The organism is Anaerococcus groningensis (genome assembly GCF_046365465.1).
GTDB lineage: Bacteria > Bacillota > Clostridia > Tissierellales > Peptoniphilaceae > Anaerococcus > Anaerococcus groningensis.
Genome location: NZ_JBGMEG010000003.1, coordinates 81,308 through 97,957 on the forward strand (window position 1 = coordinate 81,308; position 16,650 = coordinate 97,957).

Consider the following 16,650-nt stretch of genomic DNA (forward strand, 5'->3'; position numbering starts at 1 on the left):
TTCTATTCTCCTAGTAACCTATTATACCAAGTTTTATGTATTAAAAAAGAGAGAAATCAATCTCTCTTTTATCTTATATTTTTTCTGCTAAGTTTCTTTGTTTTAGATTATCACGAGCTTGGCTCATCATTAGTTTGACACGGTTAATTTGGTTTACTTCACTAGCGCCTGGGTCATAGTCTATGGCTACTATATTTGCCTCAGGATATTCTTCTCTGATTTTTTTCATAACACCCTTACCTGTGATATGGTTAGGCAAGCATCCAAATGGTTGGATACAAACTATATTTGGTGCGCCAGCGTGAATTAATTCTACCATTTCACCTGCAAGTAGCCAACCTTCACCCGCCTGATTTCCTAAACTTGTTACTTCATCAGCGTATTCTACAATTTGGTCTATATATTCTGGTTCATTAAATCTTTTTGATTCTCTTAAAGCTTTTCTTACTGGTTTTCTATATTGTTCTACAATGTTTATACCAATTTTACCAACAGTAGCACTCATTTTGCTTTTACCATATAAGTCTGCTTTAAGCTCTGAGTTTTTCATGCAGTACATAAAGAAGTCTGTTAGGTCTGGTAAGATTACCTCAGCTCCTTCTGCTTCAAGAACTTTTTGTAAATTATTGTTAGCTTCTGGCAAGAATTTTACAAGAATTTCTCCCACTATACCTGCTTTTGGAATTTTGATATCTTTTACTGGTAAATGATCAAAATCTTCTACTATTTCTTTAATAGCTTTTTTATATGCCCTATCATTCATAGTTGGAGCTTCTTTTTCTAACCTAGAAATCCATTCTTCTTTCAGTCTATCTGTAGCACCTTTTTCTACTTCATAAGGTCTAGTAGCATTAGCAACTCTATTTATAAGGTCACCAAAAATTATTGCCCTAAATCCTCTTTTTAAAAATGGAATGGTAGATGGTTTTCTTAAATCAAGGCCTGAGTTTGATTCTATACCTTGAGCAGAAATTGCAATTACTGGAATATCTGGATATCCTGCATCTCTTAGACCCTTACGTATATATCCTACATAGTTACTTGCACGGCAAGCCCCACCTGTTTGTGTCATAACAATTGCAAGTTTATCTGTATCATATCTACCAGAATTTACTGCTTCCATAAATTGTCCCACAACTGTAATTGATGGGTAGCAAGAGTCATTGTTTACATATTTTAACCCTTGGTCTAATACTTTATCATCTACTGTATCTAAAAATTCTATATTCATCCCATAATGATGGAAAACTGGGCCTAGGATTCTAAAATGTTCTCTAGCCATTTGTGGAGCAAGGATTGTATAGCCTTCTTCTACCATTTTTTTTGTAAATTCTGGTGTTGAATAATCTAGGCGGTCCAAGTCTTTTTCAAAGACAATTCCTTCCATTTTCTTTTGGTTAAGGGCTTGGAGCAAGGACCTTATTCTAATTTTAATAGCTCCCAGATTTGAAACTTCATCTATTTTAAGAAGAGTATAAATCTTTCCGTGAGCTTCTAGTAAATCTTCTACCTGGTCAGTTGTTACTGCATCTAGACCACAACCAAAGGAATTTAATTGAATTAATTGCAAGTTTGGATTATCTGCTACGTATTCTGCTGCACGATAGAGTCTAGCATGGTAGGACCATTGGTCAAGCACACGGACTTCACTAGCTACATCTTCTATGTTATAAGCAACTGCATCTTCAGAAATAACTGGGATTTGCATTCCTTCAATTAGTTCTGGTATCCCGTGGTTTACTTCTGGGTCTATATGATAAGGACGACCTGCAAGGACAATGGCATTTAAGTTATTGCGATTTACATAATCAATTATTTCCTTACCACGGATTCTTATTTGATCATGGTAGTCTTGCAGCTCTTGCCAAGCCGCAGCTGTAGCATTTTTAATTTCTTTTTTAGTTAATATATTGCCATTATGGTTATAACCTTCAAACTCTTCTATAAGTCTTTTTGCAATAATTTTTTCACTTTCTAAAGATACATAAGGGTTCATATATCTTTTTTCCGCTAATGATTCTACGTTATTTTTTATTACATCAGGATACCCTGAAACAACTGGACAATTCATGTGGTTTTGGGCCTTGTCAAATTGCTTGTATTCGTAAAAGACTGCTGGATAGAAAATCAAATCTAAATCATCTCTTGCTGCTAAGTCTTCTATATGACCGTGGGCAAGTTTTGCAGGATAGCAAGCAGTTTCTGATGATATAGAAGATATACCTTTTTCATACATTTCTCTGTCAGATTTACCTGATAAGACCACATCAAAACCTAAAGATGTAAAGAATCTATGCCAGAATGGATAATCTTCATACATATTTAAAACTCTAGGAAGACCAACTTTACCCATACGAGCGGCATCGCCCAAAGTTTTTCTATTAAATAGTAGGTCATTTTTAAACTTATACATATTTAAGTCTGCTGCAGTTTCTTCTTTTTTAACTCCAGCCCCACGCTCACATCTATTCCCAGTTACATAGCGAGTTCCATCTGGGAAAACATTGATGATTAGTGCACAGTTGTTGGTACATAAACCACATCTGGCATTTTTTTGCTCATAGGTGAAGCTTTCTAATTCTTCAATATTAGATAAGGTTGATTGGCCAGTAGAATTGTCACGGGAAATAAGGGCCATACCCATAGCTCCCATTAAACCTGCAATCTCTGGTCTAGTGGTCTTTCTACCTGTAATATTTTCAAAGGCTCTTAAAATTGCATCCCCGTAGAAAGTCCCACCTTGAACTACGATATTATCTCCAAGAGATTTTGGATCACGAACTTTGATTACCTTTTGAATAGCATTCTTTATTACTGAATAGCAAAGACCTGCTGCAATATCAGCTACTTCTGAGCCTTCTTTTTGAGCTTGTTTTACCTTTGAGTTCATAAAAACTGTACAACGGCTACCAAGGTCTGCTGGTTCTTTGGAAAATAATGCTTTTTCTTGAAATTCTGCTGCAGACATACCTACACTTGCTGCAAAGGTTGATAAAAATGATCCACAACCTGAAGAACAAGCTTCATTTAATTGGATAGAATCTATTATCCCATCTCTTATGTGCATGGCTTTCATATCTTGGCCACCAATATCTAGAATAAAATCAACTTCTGGATTAAAAAATTTAGCTGCACGGTAGTGGGCAATAGTTTCTACTTCACCATTATCTATATGGAGGGCATTTTTTATAAAATCTTCTCCATAACCGCAAATACCAGAAGATGCTATATAAGCCTTTGGATTTTTCTTTGCGTAAGCATCTTTTAACATGCTTATAACAACTTCTAGGGGACGACCTAGATTCATCCTATAATCTTCATGGATAATATGAGCATCTTCTGTTATCCAAACCATCTTGCTAGTTGTAGATCCAGCATCGATTCCTACATAGATTGGCCCCTCATAAGTTGCTATATCATCATAAACTACTTCATCAGTTTTATGGTTTTTGACAAAGTCTTCGTACTCTTCTTTACTAGTAAATAGAGGTTCTAGTTTTTTTGTCATTTCCATATCTTCAGGTGCATCTTTTTCTAGTTCTTTTATCAAATCACTGTATAAAACGTAATCATCATTTTCAGCTGATAGGATAGCTGCACCCTTGGCAACGTAAAGTTGGGCATCTTCTGGAGTAGTAAATGTATTTTCATCCTCTCCTAAAGTTTCTACAAACCTATTTCTTAAGGCTGGTAAAAAGTGAAGAGGTCCACCTAAAAATGTTACATTGCCACGAATAGGTCGACCGCAGGCTAAGTTTGAAATAGTTTGGTTAACAACTGATTGGAAAACAGAAATTGCAATATCTTCACGACTAGCCCCTTGGTTCATCAAAGCTTGGATATCTGTTTTTGCAAACACACCACAGCGACTAGCTATTGGATAAATTTTCTTATAATTATTGCTTAAATCATTTAAACCAGAAGCATCAGTATCTAAAAGAGCTGCCATTTGGTCGATAAAAGCTCCCGTACCACCGGCACAAATAGAATTCATTCTTTGTTCTACTGATCCTGATAAATATGTAATCTTAGAATCTTCTCCCCCTAGCTCAATAACTACATCAGTATCTGGAACAAATTTTCTGATGGCAGCTGTTTCTGCAATAACTTCTTGGACAAAATTGATGCCCATATATTTTTCAAGGAACATCCCACCAGATCCAGTTACATTTATAGTTATATAATCATCTTTAAACTGGTCATAGGCTTCGTTTAAGACGATTTTTACAGTTTCCTTAACATCTGATTTATGTCTTCTATATACTTGATATAGGGTATTGAAGTTTTCATCTGTAATAACAATTTTTACAGTAGTAGACCCAACATCAAGTCCCATATGTAAATTCATAAAACACCTTTCTATATCTGAAATTTATCTATTAAATAAATATATTTTTTATATACGTAACACTTATATTTTACCCCAAAATCGAATTTAAAGGCAAGTAAAAAAGTAGGAATAATTTTAGTTATAAATTAGTTATTTTTTATTTTTATAATTGAGGTATAAACGGGAGGTATATTATGAGAAATATAATTGAAACCAAAAACTTGTCTAAGCAATTTGAGGACTTTAAGGCCCTTGATGATGTATCTATAAATATCGAATAAGGAAAGGTCTACGGACTATTAGGCCCAAATGGAGCTGGCAAGTCCACTTTACTTAAACTTATCACTCAAATAATAAAACCAACCTCAGGTAAAATATTTTATAAGGACCATCAGATTTCTCAAAAAGATTTAGCTGAAATTGGGTCTATTATAGAAAATCCAGCTATTTACCCAAATCTCACAGCTTATGAAAATTTAAAAGTACTTACTACCCTTTTAAATATTGAAGATGAAAAAATAAATGAGGTTTTAAAAATAGTTAGCCTGACAAACACAGGAAATAAATTGACCCGAGAATTTTCCCTAGGAATGAAACAAAGACTAGGAATTGCAATGGCTTTGATAAACAGTCCAAAACTTTTAATATTAGATGAGCCAACAAATGGACTAGATCCAGTTGGCATAGCAGAGCTTAGAGAGCTTATAAGATCATTTACAAATAATGGAATAACAGTTCTTATCTCTAGTCACATCTTAAATGAAGTTAACCAAGTAGCTGATAAAGTTGGCATACTTGTAAATGGGAGATTAGCCTATGAAGGTAACAATGATAAAGGAAGCAATTATTTGGAAAATCTTTTTATGGATATTTTAAGAAAAGAAGGTTATTAATATGAACAAATTTATAAAAACAGAATTTTTAAAGGAAAAAAGATCTGCTAATGGGAAACTTACAAAATTAGTCCCACTTATTTACGTGATTTTCACTAGTTTAGTTGTACTAGTGATGGTTAGGAGCATAGAAGGCAAGAGCTATCTTCTGGCTGCTGCTTATAACTGGTATCCAATCTTAATTCTCCCAATAGTTTTAAGCACTTTGGTAGTAAATATTATTACAAAAGAAAAAAATCACCATATTAATTTTTATAAAAGCCTTGGCTTAGATCAAGAAAAAGTTATTTGGGCAAAATTTATAGTGGTAATCTTTCATTTACTTATAATATTACTAGCCTCTGGTCTACTTTTATTTATAGTTGGCAGTTTTATATTAAATGATACTGTAAGATTGCTAGATATATTAAAAGCCACTATCTTAACGTTTGTAGGATCCCTACCAATAATTAGCTTTTCATTATTATTGATGATAACTTTTAGTAAATATTTCCTAGTGTATATTATCAATTTTATCCTATCCATCATTGGGCCAGTAATTGCTATCAAAAATCTTTGGATAATTTATCCCCATTCCTATACCTTTAGAATGCTTGCACCTGCTGTTGGTATTAATCCAAACGGTACATTTTTAGAGGAAGGATCCTATCTAGCTAATCCAAGCGCTATTTATATCGGAATAATATTAAGCCTTATAATTTCCTTAATATTTGTAGGGGCTAGTAGTAAAATTTATGGGAGAGCTAAAAATGATTAGCATCATAAAATCAAATTTTATTAGAAATAAAAGAAATACTCTTATTTGGGTTACTCTCCTAGCTCCTCTTATTTATAGTTTGCTTTTTTCTATGTATATAGCTGCTACAAATACCTTAAAAAATCAAGAAATTTTTACTTTTTTTGGATTTTTCGTAATTCTTGCTACATTTTCCTTAAGTTTTTTTGTACCAATGGCGTATGAAGCTGACAAAGAGGCAGGATACTATGTAAATGATATAAAAATTTATATATCTAGAAAGAAGACTTTTTTGGGGAAATTTTTGTTTATAACAATTTTATATGCACTAATTGTCGTCCTAGCAAGTTTAATAATTTTTACAGCTGCGAGAATAATCGGGATCTATATACCAAATTATAAAACAAACCTAACTCTACTTGCTACAAGTTTTCTAACCTTACTCCCATTAATACCAATCTACCAATATTTAACTCTAAAATTTGGTAAATCCATTAGTATATTAGCTGGGATTTTTTTCACCCTGGGAGCAATTTTATTTGGAACTACCGGTCTTATTGACCTTATCTGGCCTATTTTTCCATTTATCTGGCCAGTTAAACTTATTTTCTTATATAGTAAAATAAGTATAGAAAGTATAAGAATTTTTTTAAGTCTTGCCATCCTTCTTACATTAATATTTTTAATTTTCGCTATGGCATGGTTTAATAAATGGGATGTATATGCAAAAACGGAGGATTAGATGAAAATCTTGCTAATCGACGATGATGAAGATATCACAAAATTAATAAAAAATACTCTTAAAAAAGAATACCAAGTTCAAGTTTTTAATGATGCGTCAATTATTGATCCAGGTATCTTTAATCAATATAATTTAATTATCCTAGATGTTATGATGCCTAATATGAGTGGTTTTGAATTTTTAGAGAAATATAGGGATATGATTGATATTCCTATCCTAATTTTAACAGCCAAAGATTTTGAAAATGACAAGCTAGAAGGCTTTGCCCTTGGTGCTGATGATTATATAACAAAACCATTTTCTATAGAGGAATTGCGAGCAAGAGTAGCTGCCCATCTTAGACGAGAAAAAAGAGAAAAACACAATCGCTTAATTGATTATCCAGCTTCATGTGACCTTCTAGCAGAAAAATTTTATTGCTATGATTATGAAATGCCGCTTACAAAAAGTGAATATGACATTTGCCTCTTACTTCTAAAAAATAAGGGCCAAGTCTTTACAAAAGAAAATATTTATACTTCTATCTATGGATTTGATGCTGAAGGAGATAGTCAAACTTCCATAACTGAACGCATCAAATTAATCAGAAATAAGTTTGGAAAATATAAAATCAATCCTATAAAAACTATTTGGGGAGTGGGATATAAATGGGAAATAGAAAATCTTTAGGTAGACTTATAACAAAATATGCAATTTTGGAGATAATTTACACATTCTTCATCCTCCTAATTTCATACATTATATCAACCCTATTAATATATAATGGATATGTTTATCCAGCAAATTTTGCAGAACACAACATATCAAGAGTTGAAGATGTATTTTATGGGGATGACTTTGAAACAAGCAAAATCCCTTACTACTACGACTATATTTATAAGGTAGATGGGAAGATTAAGAAATATACTATAGATGAGAAAGATAGGGATGAAGTAAGAGAAGCTATCAAAGAACAAACAAATATGACTAGTAGTCTTTTTGATCCAATCTATATTACGGTGCTAGAAAATAACAGAGAAACGTTGATTCTAACCTACAGGGTAAAACCTATACTTTCAAACTCAGACTTATATAGGAGCTTTCCAAACATAGAAACACCTTATATAGTCATAACATTAGCCATTTGGTTAATTGGTTTTATGCTGATAGTTAGAAAATCTATAAGGATAATTAGAAGAGAGATTGATAAAATTACCCAGACAAATATGGAGATTAAAAATAAAAACTTGGATTATAGGCGAAAAGCATCTGCCTACGCTGAAATAAATGAAGTTCTAGACTCAATCGATCAGATGGCAGGAGACTTAAGAGAATCTTTGCGTGAGCAATGGCAGATAGAAAATAAGCAAAAAAATTTAATAGAATCAATAACCCACGACATTCGCACACCTATCACCCTAATAAAAGGAAATACGGAGCTTTTAAAAGAAGAAATCAACCCTGACCAAGTAGAATATATAAATGATATAGAAACTGGTATAGAGCGCTTAGATATTTATATTGAAAAGTTAACCAATTTCTCAAAAAATATGGCAAATAATCCACAATTAGTAGATGAAAATGTACTTAATTATTGGATAAACATTGCAATTTCTATATGTAATGGTGCAAATATAAATCTAATAGTTACAAGATCAGAGCCAGCAACAATAAAGTTAGATAAAGAACAAATAGCTGTAGCTATTCAAAATATAATAGTAAATGCTACAGAGCACAGTCCCAAAAATAGTAATATTTACCTAACATTTGAAAACAAAGAAAATTTCTACCAAATAACAATAAAAGACCAAGGCACAGGTTTTAAACAAGAAATCCTAAACCATTTTCCCAAAAAGTATCTAACCACAAAAAAAGATACAACAAACCACGGTCTTGGTTTAGCTATGGTAGATGAGCTTTTAAAAGCCAATAATGGAAAACTCAAATTGGGTAATTACCATAACGACGATAATAGCGGAGCACTTATAAGAATGATTTTTTATAAATAGATAAATAGTAGCTAAAAATTTAATATAATAAAAAAAGAGCCCTTGGGCTCTTTTTTTATCTTGCTCTCATTTCTTTCACAAGACCTGATATAAATTTAAAATTAGGATCTTTGGAGTCTCTTGCTAGGTCAAATAGGAGAGTTTCTGTTTCTGTTCTTACTGCACCCATTTCTCTTAATGTTTTAAGAGCCTCTTCTTTTTGATTTTCTTTAAAGCTTGCTAGGGCATCTTTTGCTAAAAATACATCTATACCTAAATTTAATAGGCTTCTTGTTGTTTGGTAAACGCAGATATGAGCCTCCGCCCCTGCTATTGCTACTTTTTTGATATTATTTTTTTCAATAAAATCTAATACTTCTGGAGTCGCTGCATCAAATATTGTCTTTTCAAAGATATGATTTTTATCTATTAGTTCTAAAATTCTGTCATCTGTACTGCCAAGCCCTTTTGGGTATTGTTCTGTAGCAAGAATAGGCATATTATATTTTTCAAAAGCTTTAATTAAAGTTAAGGTATTTAAAACTGCCTCTTCTCCATTTTCTAAAGCATTCATGAGTCTTGGCTGCTCATCGACTATTAGCAAAAGTGTACTATCTTTTTTATTATAAATGCGTGTTTCTTCATCAAAAGTATTTATAAAATATTTTTCGTCTAATTTTCTTTCCATAAGTCCCCCTGCCTATAATCATTTTCTTTCATTAACTTATCTATAGTTGATAATACTGCTCCCTTATTTTTTGACCAGCTTGGATAAGCGATATTTTGATTTACCCCATCTCCCGTTAACCTATTTATTACCATTTTAGGATTTAAGTTTCTTAGCATAGTAACAACTATATCTGCGTAGTCATCCTTAGACATCTTATAGTTTATATTATTAGTTTCATAATAATATTTTAGATAAGTGTTATTTTCAATATACAAATTGTGGATTTTGACTCCCCAAAAGTTTTTTTCATTTACATATAAAATATCATTTAAATAATCAACTTCCCTTTCACCTGGTAACCCTACTATAATGTGGGCTATGGATTTTATGCCAAGACTATTTAGTTTATCTATTCCCCTATCAAATGTCTTGTGGTCATAGCCGCGGTTTATAAATTCCAAAGTTTTCTCATTTACACTTTGCATGCCAAGCTCTACTGTTAAGTCTGTTTTTTGATTTAATTCATCAAGCAAGGCTAAAACTTCATCAGGCAAGCAATCGGCCCTGGTAGCAATTGATAAGCCCACTATATCAGGCTCATTTATTGCTGCAAAAAACATTTCACGCATTTTTTCAACTTCACCATAAGTATTGGTAAAATTTTGAAAATAGGCTATATATCCTTCATCTCTCCCGGGCTTTGATAATTTATTTTTTTGAAATGATATTTGACTTTTTATATTACCAGCTGACTTATAAGTCCATTCTCCTGCACCCTCATCTGAGCAATAAATACAACCTTTAAATGACAAACTCCCATCTCGATTGGGACAAGTAAAGCCGCCATCAAGTGGGAGTTTAATAATTTTTTTCTTATATTTAATTTTATAATAAGTATCTAAATCCCTATATCTTTTTTTATTAAGCTCCATAGGGAAATTATACCCTAGTTATCGTAGTCGTATGATTCGTAAACTTGGGTTTCTTTTACTTTTCTTCTATTAAATACCGCACCCCAGTGATTATCAAAGGTCCAGTCATAGTTACCAAGCTTACCCGTATCCTTATAATTTTTGTTAAAATCACGTACAAGCCATACTAATTGCTTTGAAAGTAATATCAAACCTATAAAGTTTGGTATTACCATCAGAGCATTAGCCACATCTGAGATTGACCATACAAATTTAAGTCCGCCTAAAGATCCTACTACTGAAAATATAATATAGATTGCTTTATATATATTACGGATGGCTTTTGATTTAGTAATATAAGATATACATTTATCTCCATAATAGTACCAAGAAACGAGTGTTGTAAAAGCAAAGAACATTAGACCTATACTTACAAGCATTTCTCCACCTACTGGCAAGGCTTTTTCAAAGGCTGCTGCTGTTAATTTGTTGGCATCTATATTTGCATCTGACCATAGGCCTGAACAAATTATTACAAGAGCTGTCATGGTACAAATTAAAATCGATGATACAAATACTTCTACAGCTCCCCACATTCCTTGACGCACTGGGTGGTCGGTATGGGCTGCTGCATGGGCCATAGGTGCTGAACCAAGTCCTGCTTCATTGGAAAATATACCACGAGCTAGTCCATGGCGGATAGTTATTAGTACTGTTGCACCTGCAAAGCCACCAACAGCTGCAGTTGGTCTAAAGGCATCTCTTACTATATAACCTAAAGTAGGGACTAACTCGTGCCTATATATTACTAAAATAACTATGGTTGCTCCTAGATATAGCACACTCATCAAAGGAACAATTTTTTCTGCAAAGGCTCCTATTCTTTTGATACCACCGATAATAATAACTATCATAAGAATCATAATAACAATTCCTATAATCCTAAGGTCTATACCTGTAATAGTATGGATAGAGTTTGCCATAGCATTAGATTGAACTAGAGATCCTGTACCAAGGATGGCAATAGCTCCAAAAACAGAAAATAAAATGGCTAACCATCTCATATTTAATCCATTTTCTAGGTAGTACATAGGACCCCCAGAAAATTCTCCGGTTTCATCTTTCTCACGGGTAGCAACCGCTAAGGTAATTTCTGCAAATTTCGTAGTCATATTTACCAAAGCTGCAACCCAAAGCCAGAATATAGCTCCTGGCCCACCAAGTTTTATGGCTGTGGCAACACCTACTATATTTCCTGCTCCTATAGTTCCCGCTAGGGCTGTAGATACAGCTTGAACTGGTGAAATCGATTTCTCATCTGCTTCAGTTGCTTCTGATTTTTCAAATAATCTACCAAATGTGTTTTTAAATATATAGCCAAAGTTTTTAAAAACCCAGGCTCGAGTCTTATAGATTAGAAATGATCCGCCTACTAACATAACTATTATCATAGGTATACCCCATAAAAAGTCACTTAGCGAACTTACAAGGTCGATAAACGTTTTCATATATCCTCCAGTAAGATTTTGTTAATATATTATTTATGTCTAATTAGCACAAAAGACACGCGCCATGCGTGCCCTTTGTTCACTAATTAATGATTCTTGTTAGATCTTATTTAAGTCCAAGGTCTTTGTATTCGTAACCTAGGTCTTCTGCTACACCTTCAAGTGTTACATAACCATCGTGGGTGTTGATTCCTGGGATTAATTCTGGGAATTTTTTAGCTGCTTCTAATACACCTAAGTTTGCGATTTGTACCCCATATCTTGTTGTAGCATTTGATAATGCGTATGTTGCTGTAAGTGCTGCAGCTCCTGGCATATTTGCTACTGAGTAGTGGATTACATCATGTTCAACAAATACTGGGTCATCGTGTGTTGTTGGTCTACCTTTTGTTAAGTCTGTTGAACCACCTTGGTCGATAGCAACGTCAACGATTACTGAACCTGGTTCCATTTCTTCAACCATGTATTCTTTTACTAATTGAGGAGCTTTACGTCCTGGGATTAATACTGTAGAAACTACTAAGTCAGCATCTTTAACTGCTTTTTCAATGTTTAGTGGGTTTGAGTATTCTGTTTCAATTTTTGATCCGTATACATCTTCAAGTCTTGAAAGCGCATCGATATTTACATCTAAAACTTTAACTCTAGCTCCCATACCAACTGCAATTTGTGTTGCAGCAGATCCTACGTTACCTGCACCGATAATTACTACGTATGCTGGAGCTACTCCAGGAACACCATTTAATAATTTACCTTTTCCACCATTTGTTTTAAGTAAGAATTTAGCTCCTTCTTGAACAGCCATTCTACCAGCCACTTCACTCATTGGTCTTAATAATGGAAGTACACGTCCTTGTTGAACTGTTTCAAAAGCAACACCTGTTACTTTTTTGTCCACTAAGTGTTTTGTTAATTCTGGGTCAGCTGATAAGTGTAGGTATGTGTAGATTATTTGACCTTCTTTGAAATATTTGTATTCACTTTCAATAGGTTCTTTAACCTTATAAATCAATTCAGCCTTATCCCAAACTTCTTCAGCTGTATCTAGGATTGTTGCTCCAGCTTCTACATATTCTTCATCTGTGATACCAGAACCTAAGCCTGCTCCTTTTTGAACATAAACTTCGTGTTTGTTTTTTACAAATTCTGAAACAGCTCCTGGTGTTGCAGATACACGGTTTTCATTGTTCTTAATTTCTGTAGGTACTCCAATAATCATAATTTCCTCCTATAATTTACAAAAGTATAGATACAAATCCCAAATTGTTTTATAAGCATATCTATTTTGTATCTCTAAGTACATTATAAATCGTTTGCAAATCGTTGTCAAACAATTATTATTAAATTAATTATTTAACATTTAATATGCGATTATTTAGCTATTATTGATTATCTTACCCAAATTAGGAAAAAGTATTCATTTTATTTTTTATTGTTATAAATACTTGCTTATTTTTAAATCATAAGTATTTCTACCTTTTAATAAAATAGATAATATAATATAATAACCTTATGATAAAGCTAATCACCATTGATGTGGATGGAACTTTAGTTACACCACTAAAAAGACTAACAAAAACAAATATTACTGCTATAAACAAGGCTAGGGATGCTGGTGTGCACATCGCTCTTGCATCTGGTAGACCCTATTCAGGAATGAAGGCCCTAGTTAATAAACTAAATCTAAACCAGGAGGGCAATTTTACCGTCTGCCAAAACGGGTCCTACATTTTCGACAACCTTACCCACCAACCGATTTCTGGTACCTACCAAAGTCCTACTGATTTAAAAATCATTGATGATTTATTGAAGGATTATAATGTGCAAATCTCAGCTATGGATCACAAAAGCTTTTATAGCCGCCATACTAATCCTAATATTTATACCAAAATAGATGCCAAAATCTCAAAACTTCCCCTTGAGATTAAATCCTATGATGACTTTAGCGATGATAAGACTTTTGGCCGCATTTTAATCATGGGCAAAAAATCTGAAATGGATAGGCTTTATAAAAATATGCCTAAAGACCTCACTGACAATTATTACGCTGTAAAAACCGCTCCTTTTTTAATTGAAGTTATGAATAAAAACACCAATAAAGGCTATGCTATAAGCGCTATGGCCAAAGACCTTAAAATCAGCCAAGATGAAATAATGAGCATAGGTAACGAGAGAAATGATATACCCATGCTAGAGCAAGCAGGTTTTGCCGTTGCCATGGCAAATGCTGTGCCAGAGCTTAAAACTCATGCTGATTTTATAACTAAAAGCAATATGCAATCTGGTGTTGGTTATGCTATAGAAAAACTATTAGCCAATAACTTAGAAAAATATTAAAATAACTGCAAGTTAACTTGCAGTTATTTTTTTAAAGATCCTTTATTTTTATCTTTTTGATATTCAGCCAATTCTCTTTCCTTAGAAATTTCATAGGCTGCTTTTTTTCTTTCGCTTTCTAATCTTCTAATAATCGTTTGAATAGTACGTTTTGATTTTGTAATATCAAACTCTTTTAAACGCATATTTGCTCTAATTGCAATATCAGAAGCCTTGCCATTAGCGGATGAGAATTCACTCATTTTACTTGGTAGGGAAATCTTATTTGCTAGTCTTTCATCAAATAATAATAAGTCAGCATGAAAATCTAATAAAGCTTGTTGGGCACGGTCCACGTTATTATTTACCGCACTTACCTTATTGCCCCTTAAAAAGTTTCCAAAGAAATTGCCTCTAAGTAGCCCATGGGTTGGGTAATCGTACTTGCCATCTATTTTCTTTTCTGCTCTTTGTAGTTGACTTTCAACATCTTTTGCTTGTCTTAATAAGTTTTCTATTTGCTTTAATTTTAATTTGTAATCTTCTCTATCGTATAGATTTGTTGTCTTAATAGCCATAGTTCCTCCGTGATAATCTCTTATTTTTAGTATATATACCCAAAAGCTAGGTTTGTTTATCATTTAAATTATTAGTATAATTACTATAAAAAGTGAGGTATTATGGCAAAAGTTTTATTATATAATATAGATGAAAATTATGATATGGAGAAATTTGAACTGATAGCAATAAAAAACAAAGTTCAAATTGTCCGTGCAGATAAGGAAGATATTGACCAATATGTTGGATATCTAGTAGGCCATGAAGGCTATGAAAAAAGAGATGAAAAGCTTGAAGATGACCCAAGCCTTGATTTTCCTTTTATTCTTTTTGAAAATTTTGATCGCGATCAATTATTTGGATTCTTAGATGAAATGAGACAAGCTGGCCTATCTATCCAGCACAAGGCTGGCGAAACAGAAAATAATGTTAAATGGACTTTAAGACAGCTTTTAACAGAAAATGACCGCGAAGGAAAAATGATGGGCCTAATTCACAAAATCAATGGCCTAGTAGAAAAAGCAGCTTTCTTAAAAGACCAATATGGAGAAGATCAAAAACTTGCAAATTTAATAGATGAAATGCAAGCATACTTTGATGATTCAAGTTTATTCGAACTAGAAGTAGCCCAAAATTATTATTTAAAGTTAGCTGATGAGATAAAAAGAGTAGAAGAAGAAAATAAGTAAGAGTTAGCATATGCTAACTCTTTTTTAATAGCTTTTTGTAAGTTTTATCAGTTAATATTGCCCCTAAAGGCGCTGTAAGCAAAATAGCTATCACAGATACTGACAATATTAAATTGCCGCTAGCAAGACCCATTTGAAGGGCTACAGGACCTATGGCAGCTTGTACAGTTGCCTTTGGCAAATAAGCAAAAGAAGTAAAAATCCTTTCATTTTTATTTAAGTTTGTTTTAATCAAAGAGATATTTACACCTACCATTCTAAAAATAAGGCCAAGCAGAATTAAAATCACAGCTAAAAATCCAGCTTCCCTCACATAGGCTAAGTCAACTGAAATACCTACAAGAACAAACAAAAATAATTCAAAAACCTTCCATAGCCTGTTGTAGGATGCAAGTAAATCATTGGCAAGCTTGGTGTTTTCCCTGTTAATAGTAATTCCAGCTACCATAATGGCTATAAGAGCTGATAAGGCTAGGTAATTTTCTAATAATTTTTCCAATCTAAGCATTAAAAACGAAGTACCTACAAAAACCATAGCTTTATAAATGTCATTCATTTTTACTTTTTCAAAAATAACAGCCACAATTTTTCCCACTATTATTCCAAGAATCACCCCACTTGCTATAGAAATTGGTATATTAAAAAAACTCATAGCGGATAGGGATCCACCCGTTTTAAGGGCCAAAAATGATGAGAAAAATACTATAACAAAAACATCATCCACACTAGCACCTGCTAATATCATCTGAGGAATATTTTTATCAGCCCCATATTCTTCGTCAATAAGTTTTATCATGCGCGGTACAACAATAGCAGGACTTACAGCAGCAAGAACCGCAGCCATAATTCCAGCATCAATGGTATCAATCTTAAAAAACTTTTTAGAAAAAAATATTAGAGCAAGCATTTCAACACTAGCCGGGATAAAGCTAAGAAAAATAGCGGGACGCCCTACTTTTTTAAGTTTATCAAAGCTTAAAGATAGGCCTGCACGAGTTAGTATAGCTACAAGGGCTATTTGCCTTAGATTAGCAGATATGTTTATAATTTCATCACTTACAAGATTTAATTGGTTGGGGCTAATGATAATACCAGCAATAAGCATACCTATAATTGGTGCCAGGCCAATTTTTTCAAAAATATAGGCCATAAAAATGCCAAAGATAAAAATAATAGCAATATCAGTTAACATAATCTCTCCTTTAGATAAATTTGTATTAAAAAAGCTGACAACCCCTGCAAAAGCAGAAGTCATCAGCATTTAGCGGTTTTGAATTGATTCATGGAAGTACTTCATTTCCTTTATTTAATATACTTCTAAGGATGGGAT

13 protein-coding genes, 1 pseudogene and 1 riboswitch are annotated in these 16,650 nt (G+C 33.1%); of the genes and pseudogenes, 7 read left to right on the forward strand and 7 right to left on the reverse strand.

Annotation, left to right across the window (positions count from 1 at the left end; all coding sequences use genetic code 11):
* Positions 1–73 precede the first annotated feature (73 nt).
* Positions 74–4,348: an acyl-CoA dehydratase activase-related protein gene (locus AB9Q04_RS01920; protein ID WP_410023700.1), complete on the reverse strand. Its 4,275-nt coding sequence runs from the start codon at positions 4,346–4,348 to the stop codon at positions 74–76.
* Positions 4,349–4,623: 275 nt separating this feature from the next.
* Between AB9Q04_RS01920 and AB9Q04_RS01925 the strand changes: the two are divergent.
* The 5 genes and pseudogenes from AB9Q04_RS01925 to AB9Q04_RS01945 all read left to right on the forward strand — a co-directional run.
* Positions 4,624–5,223: pseudogene (locus AB9Q04_RS01925) on the forward strand (ATP-binding cassette domain-containing protein); the annotation flags it as partial.
* A gap of 1 nt (position 5,224) precedes the next feature.
* On the forward strand, positions 5,225–5,980 hold the full coding sequence (locus AB9Q04_RS01930) for a lantibiotic immunity ABC transporter MutE/EpiE family permease subunit (protein WP_410023701.1): 756 nt from the start codon (positions 5,225–5,227) through the stop codon (positions 5,978–5,980).
* A complete protein-coding gene (locus AB9Q04_RS01935; RefSeq protein ID WP_410023702.1) occupies positions 5,973–6,701 on the forward strand; it encodes an ABC-2 family transporter permease in 729 nt (242 codons plus the stop codon). The genes AB9Q04_RS01930 and AB9Q04_RS01935 overlap by 8 nt, the downstream gene beginning before the upstream one ends.
* Positions 6,702–7,370 (forward strand): response regulator transcription factor, encoded by a 669-nt coding sequence (locus AB9Q04_RS01940; RefSeq protein ID WP_410023703.1) that lies wholly within the window; start codon positions 6,702–6,704, stop codon positions 7,368–7,370.
* Positions 7,349–8,689 carry a HAMP domain-containing sensor histidine kinase gene (locus tag AB9Q04_RS01945; RefSeq protein WP_410023704.1) on the forward strand — a complete coding sequence of 447 codons (1,341 nt, stop codon included), beginning with the start codon at positions 7,349–7,351 and terminating at the stop codon, positions 8,687–8,689. The genes AB9Q04_RS01940 and AB9Q04_RS01945 overlap by 22 nt, the downstream gene beginning before the upstream one ends.
* A 55-nt stretch (positions 8,690–8,744) precedes the next feature.
* On the opposite strand, the gene AB9Q04_RS01950 is transcribed toward AB9Q04_RS01945, so the two are convergent.
* The 4 genes from AB9Q04_RS01950 to ald form a co-directional block, all read right to left on the reverse strand.
* Positions 8,745–9,356 carry an isochorismatase family protein gene (locus AB9Q04_RS01950; protein ID WP_410023705.1) on the reverse strand — a complete coding sequence of 204 codons (612 nt, stop codon included), beginning with the start codon at positions 9,354–9,356 and terminating at the stop codon, positions 8,745–8,747.
* Complete coding sequence (gene mnmL / locus AB9Q04_RS01955) at positions 9,341–10,270, reverse strand: tRNA modification radical SAM protein MnmL/YtqA (protein WP_410023706.1); 930 nt, start codon at positions 10,268–10,270, stop codon at positions 9,341–9,343. Before mnmL ends, AB9Q04_RS01950 begins: the two co-directional genes overlap by 16 nt.
* Before the next feature lie 14 nt (positions 10,271–10,284).
* A complete protein-coding gene (locus AB9Q04_RS01960) occupies positions 10,285–11,757 on the reverse strand; it encodes an alanine/glycine:cation symporter family protein (protein WP_410023707.1) in 1,473 nt (490 codons plus the stop codon).
* 106 nt (positions 11,758–11,863) lie between these two features.
* A complete protein-coding gene (gene ald / locus AB9Q04_RS01965; protein ID WP_410023708.1) occupies positions 11,864–12,976 on the reverse strand; it encodes an alanine dehydrogenase in 1,113 nt (370 codons plus the stop codon).
* 293 nt (positions 12,977–13,269) lie between these two features.
* Here ald and AB9Q04_RS01970 point away from each other — a divergent pair, with 293 nt between their 5' ends.
* The gene (locus tag AB9Q04_RS01970) at positions 13,270–14,094 is read left to right on the forward strand and encodes a Cof-type HAD-IIB family hydrolase (RefSeq protein WP_410023709.1); all 825 of its coding nucleotides are present in this window, start codon (positions 13,270–13,272) and stop codon (positions 14,092–14,094) included.
* Between the two features lie 23 nt (positions 14,095–14,117).
* On the opposite strand, the gene AB9Q04_RS01975 is transcribed toward AB9Q04_RS01970, so the two are convergent.
* Complete coding sequence (locus tag AB9Q04_RS01975; protein WP_410023710.1) at positions 14,118–14,651, reverse strand: hypothetical protein; 534 nt, start codon at positions 14,649–14,651, stop codon at positions 14,118–14,120.
* Between the two features lie 102 nt (positions 14,652–14,753).
* On the opposite strand from AB9Q04_RS01975, the gene AB9Q04_RS01980 reads away from it, so the two are divergent.
* Entirely contained in the window at positions 14,754–15,320 is a 567-nt protein-coding gene (locus AB9Q04_RS01980; protein WP_410023711.1) for a DUF3783 domain-containing protein, read from the forward strand.
* Between the two features lie 13 nt (positions 15,321–15,333).
* Here AB9Q04_RS01980 and AB9Q04_RS01985 read toward each other — a convergent pair whose 3' ends face one another.
* Entirely contained in the window at positions 15,334–16,512 is a 1,179-nt protein-coding gene (locus tag AB9Q04_RS01985) for a cation:proton antiporter (RefSeq protein WP_410023712.1), read from the reverse strand.
* Positions 16,513–16,558: 46 nt separating this feature from the next.
* A riboswitch (Fluoride riboswitch) is annotated at positions 16,559–16,630 on the reverse strand.
* Positions 16,631–16,650 lie beyond the last annotated feature (20 nt).

Coding starts and splice junctions, on each gene's coding strand:
- AB9Q04_RS01920 (WP_410023700.1), bottom strand. CDS start 4,348: ATGAATTTACATATGGGACTTGATGTTGGGTCTACTACTGTAAAAATT.
- AB9Q04_RS01930 (WP_410023701.1), top strand. CDS start 5,225: ATGAACAAATTTATAAAAACAGAATTTTTAAAGGAAAAAAGATCTGCT.
- AB9Q04_RS01935 (WP_410023702.1), top strand. CDS start 5,973: ATGATTAGCATCATAAAATCAAATTTTATTAGAAATAAAAGAAATACT.
- AB9Q04_RS01940 (WP_410023703.1), top strand. CDS start 6,702: ATGAAAATCTTGCTAATCGACGATGATGAAGATATCACAAAATTAATA.
- AB9Q04_RS01945 (WP_410023704.1), top strand. CDS start 7,349: ATGGGAAATAGAAAATCTTTAGGTAGACTTATAACAAAATATGCAATT.
- AB9Q04_RS01950 (WP_410023705.1), bottom strand. CDS start 9,356: ATGGAAAGAAAATTAGACGAAAAATATTTTATAAATACTTTTGATGAA.
- mnmL (WP_410023706.1), bottom strand. CDS start 10,270: ATGGAGCTTAATAAAAAAAGATATAGGGATTTAGATACTTATTATAAA.
- AB9Q04_RS01960 (WP_410023707.1), bottom strand. CDS start 11,757: ATGAAAACGTTTATCGACCTTGTAAGTTCGCTAAGTGACTTTTTATGG.
- ald (WP_410023708.1), bottom strand. CDS start 12,976: ATGATTATTGGAGTACCTACAGAAATTAAGAACAATGAAAACCGTGTA.
- AB9Q04_RS01970 (WP_410023709.1), top strand. CDS start 13,270: ATGATAAAGCTAATCACCATTGATGTGGATGGAACTTTAGTTACACCA.
- AB9Q04_RS01975 (WP_410023710.1), bottom strand. CDS start 14,651: ATGGCTATTAAGACAACAAATCTATACGATAGAGAAGATTACAAATTA.
- AB9Q04_RS01980 (WP_410023711.1), top strand. CDS start 14,754: ATGGCAAAAGTTTTATTATATAATATAGATGAAAATTATGATATGGAG.
- AB9Q04_RS01985 (WP_410023712.1), bottom strand. CDS start 16,512: ATGTTAACTGATATTGCTATTATTTTTATCTTTGGCATTTTTATGGCC.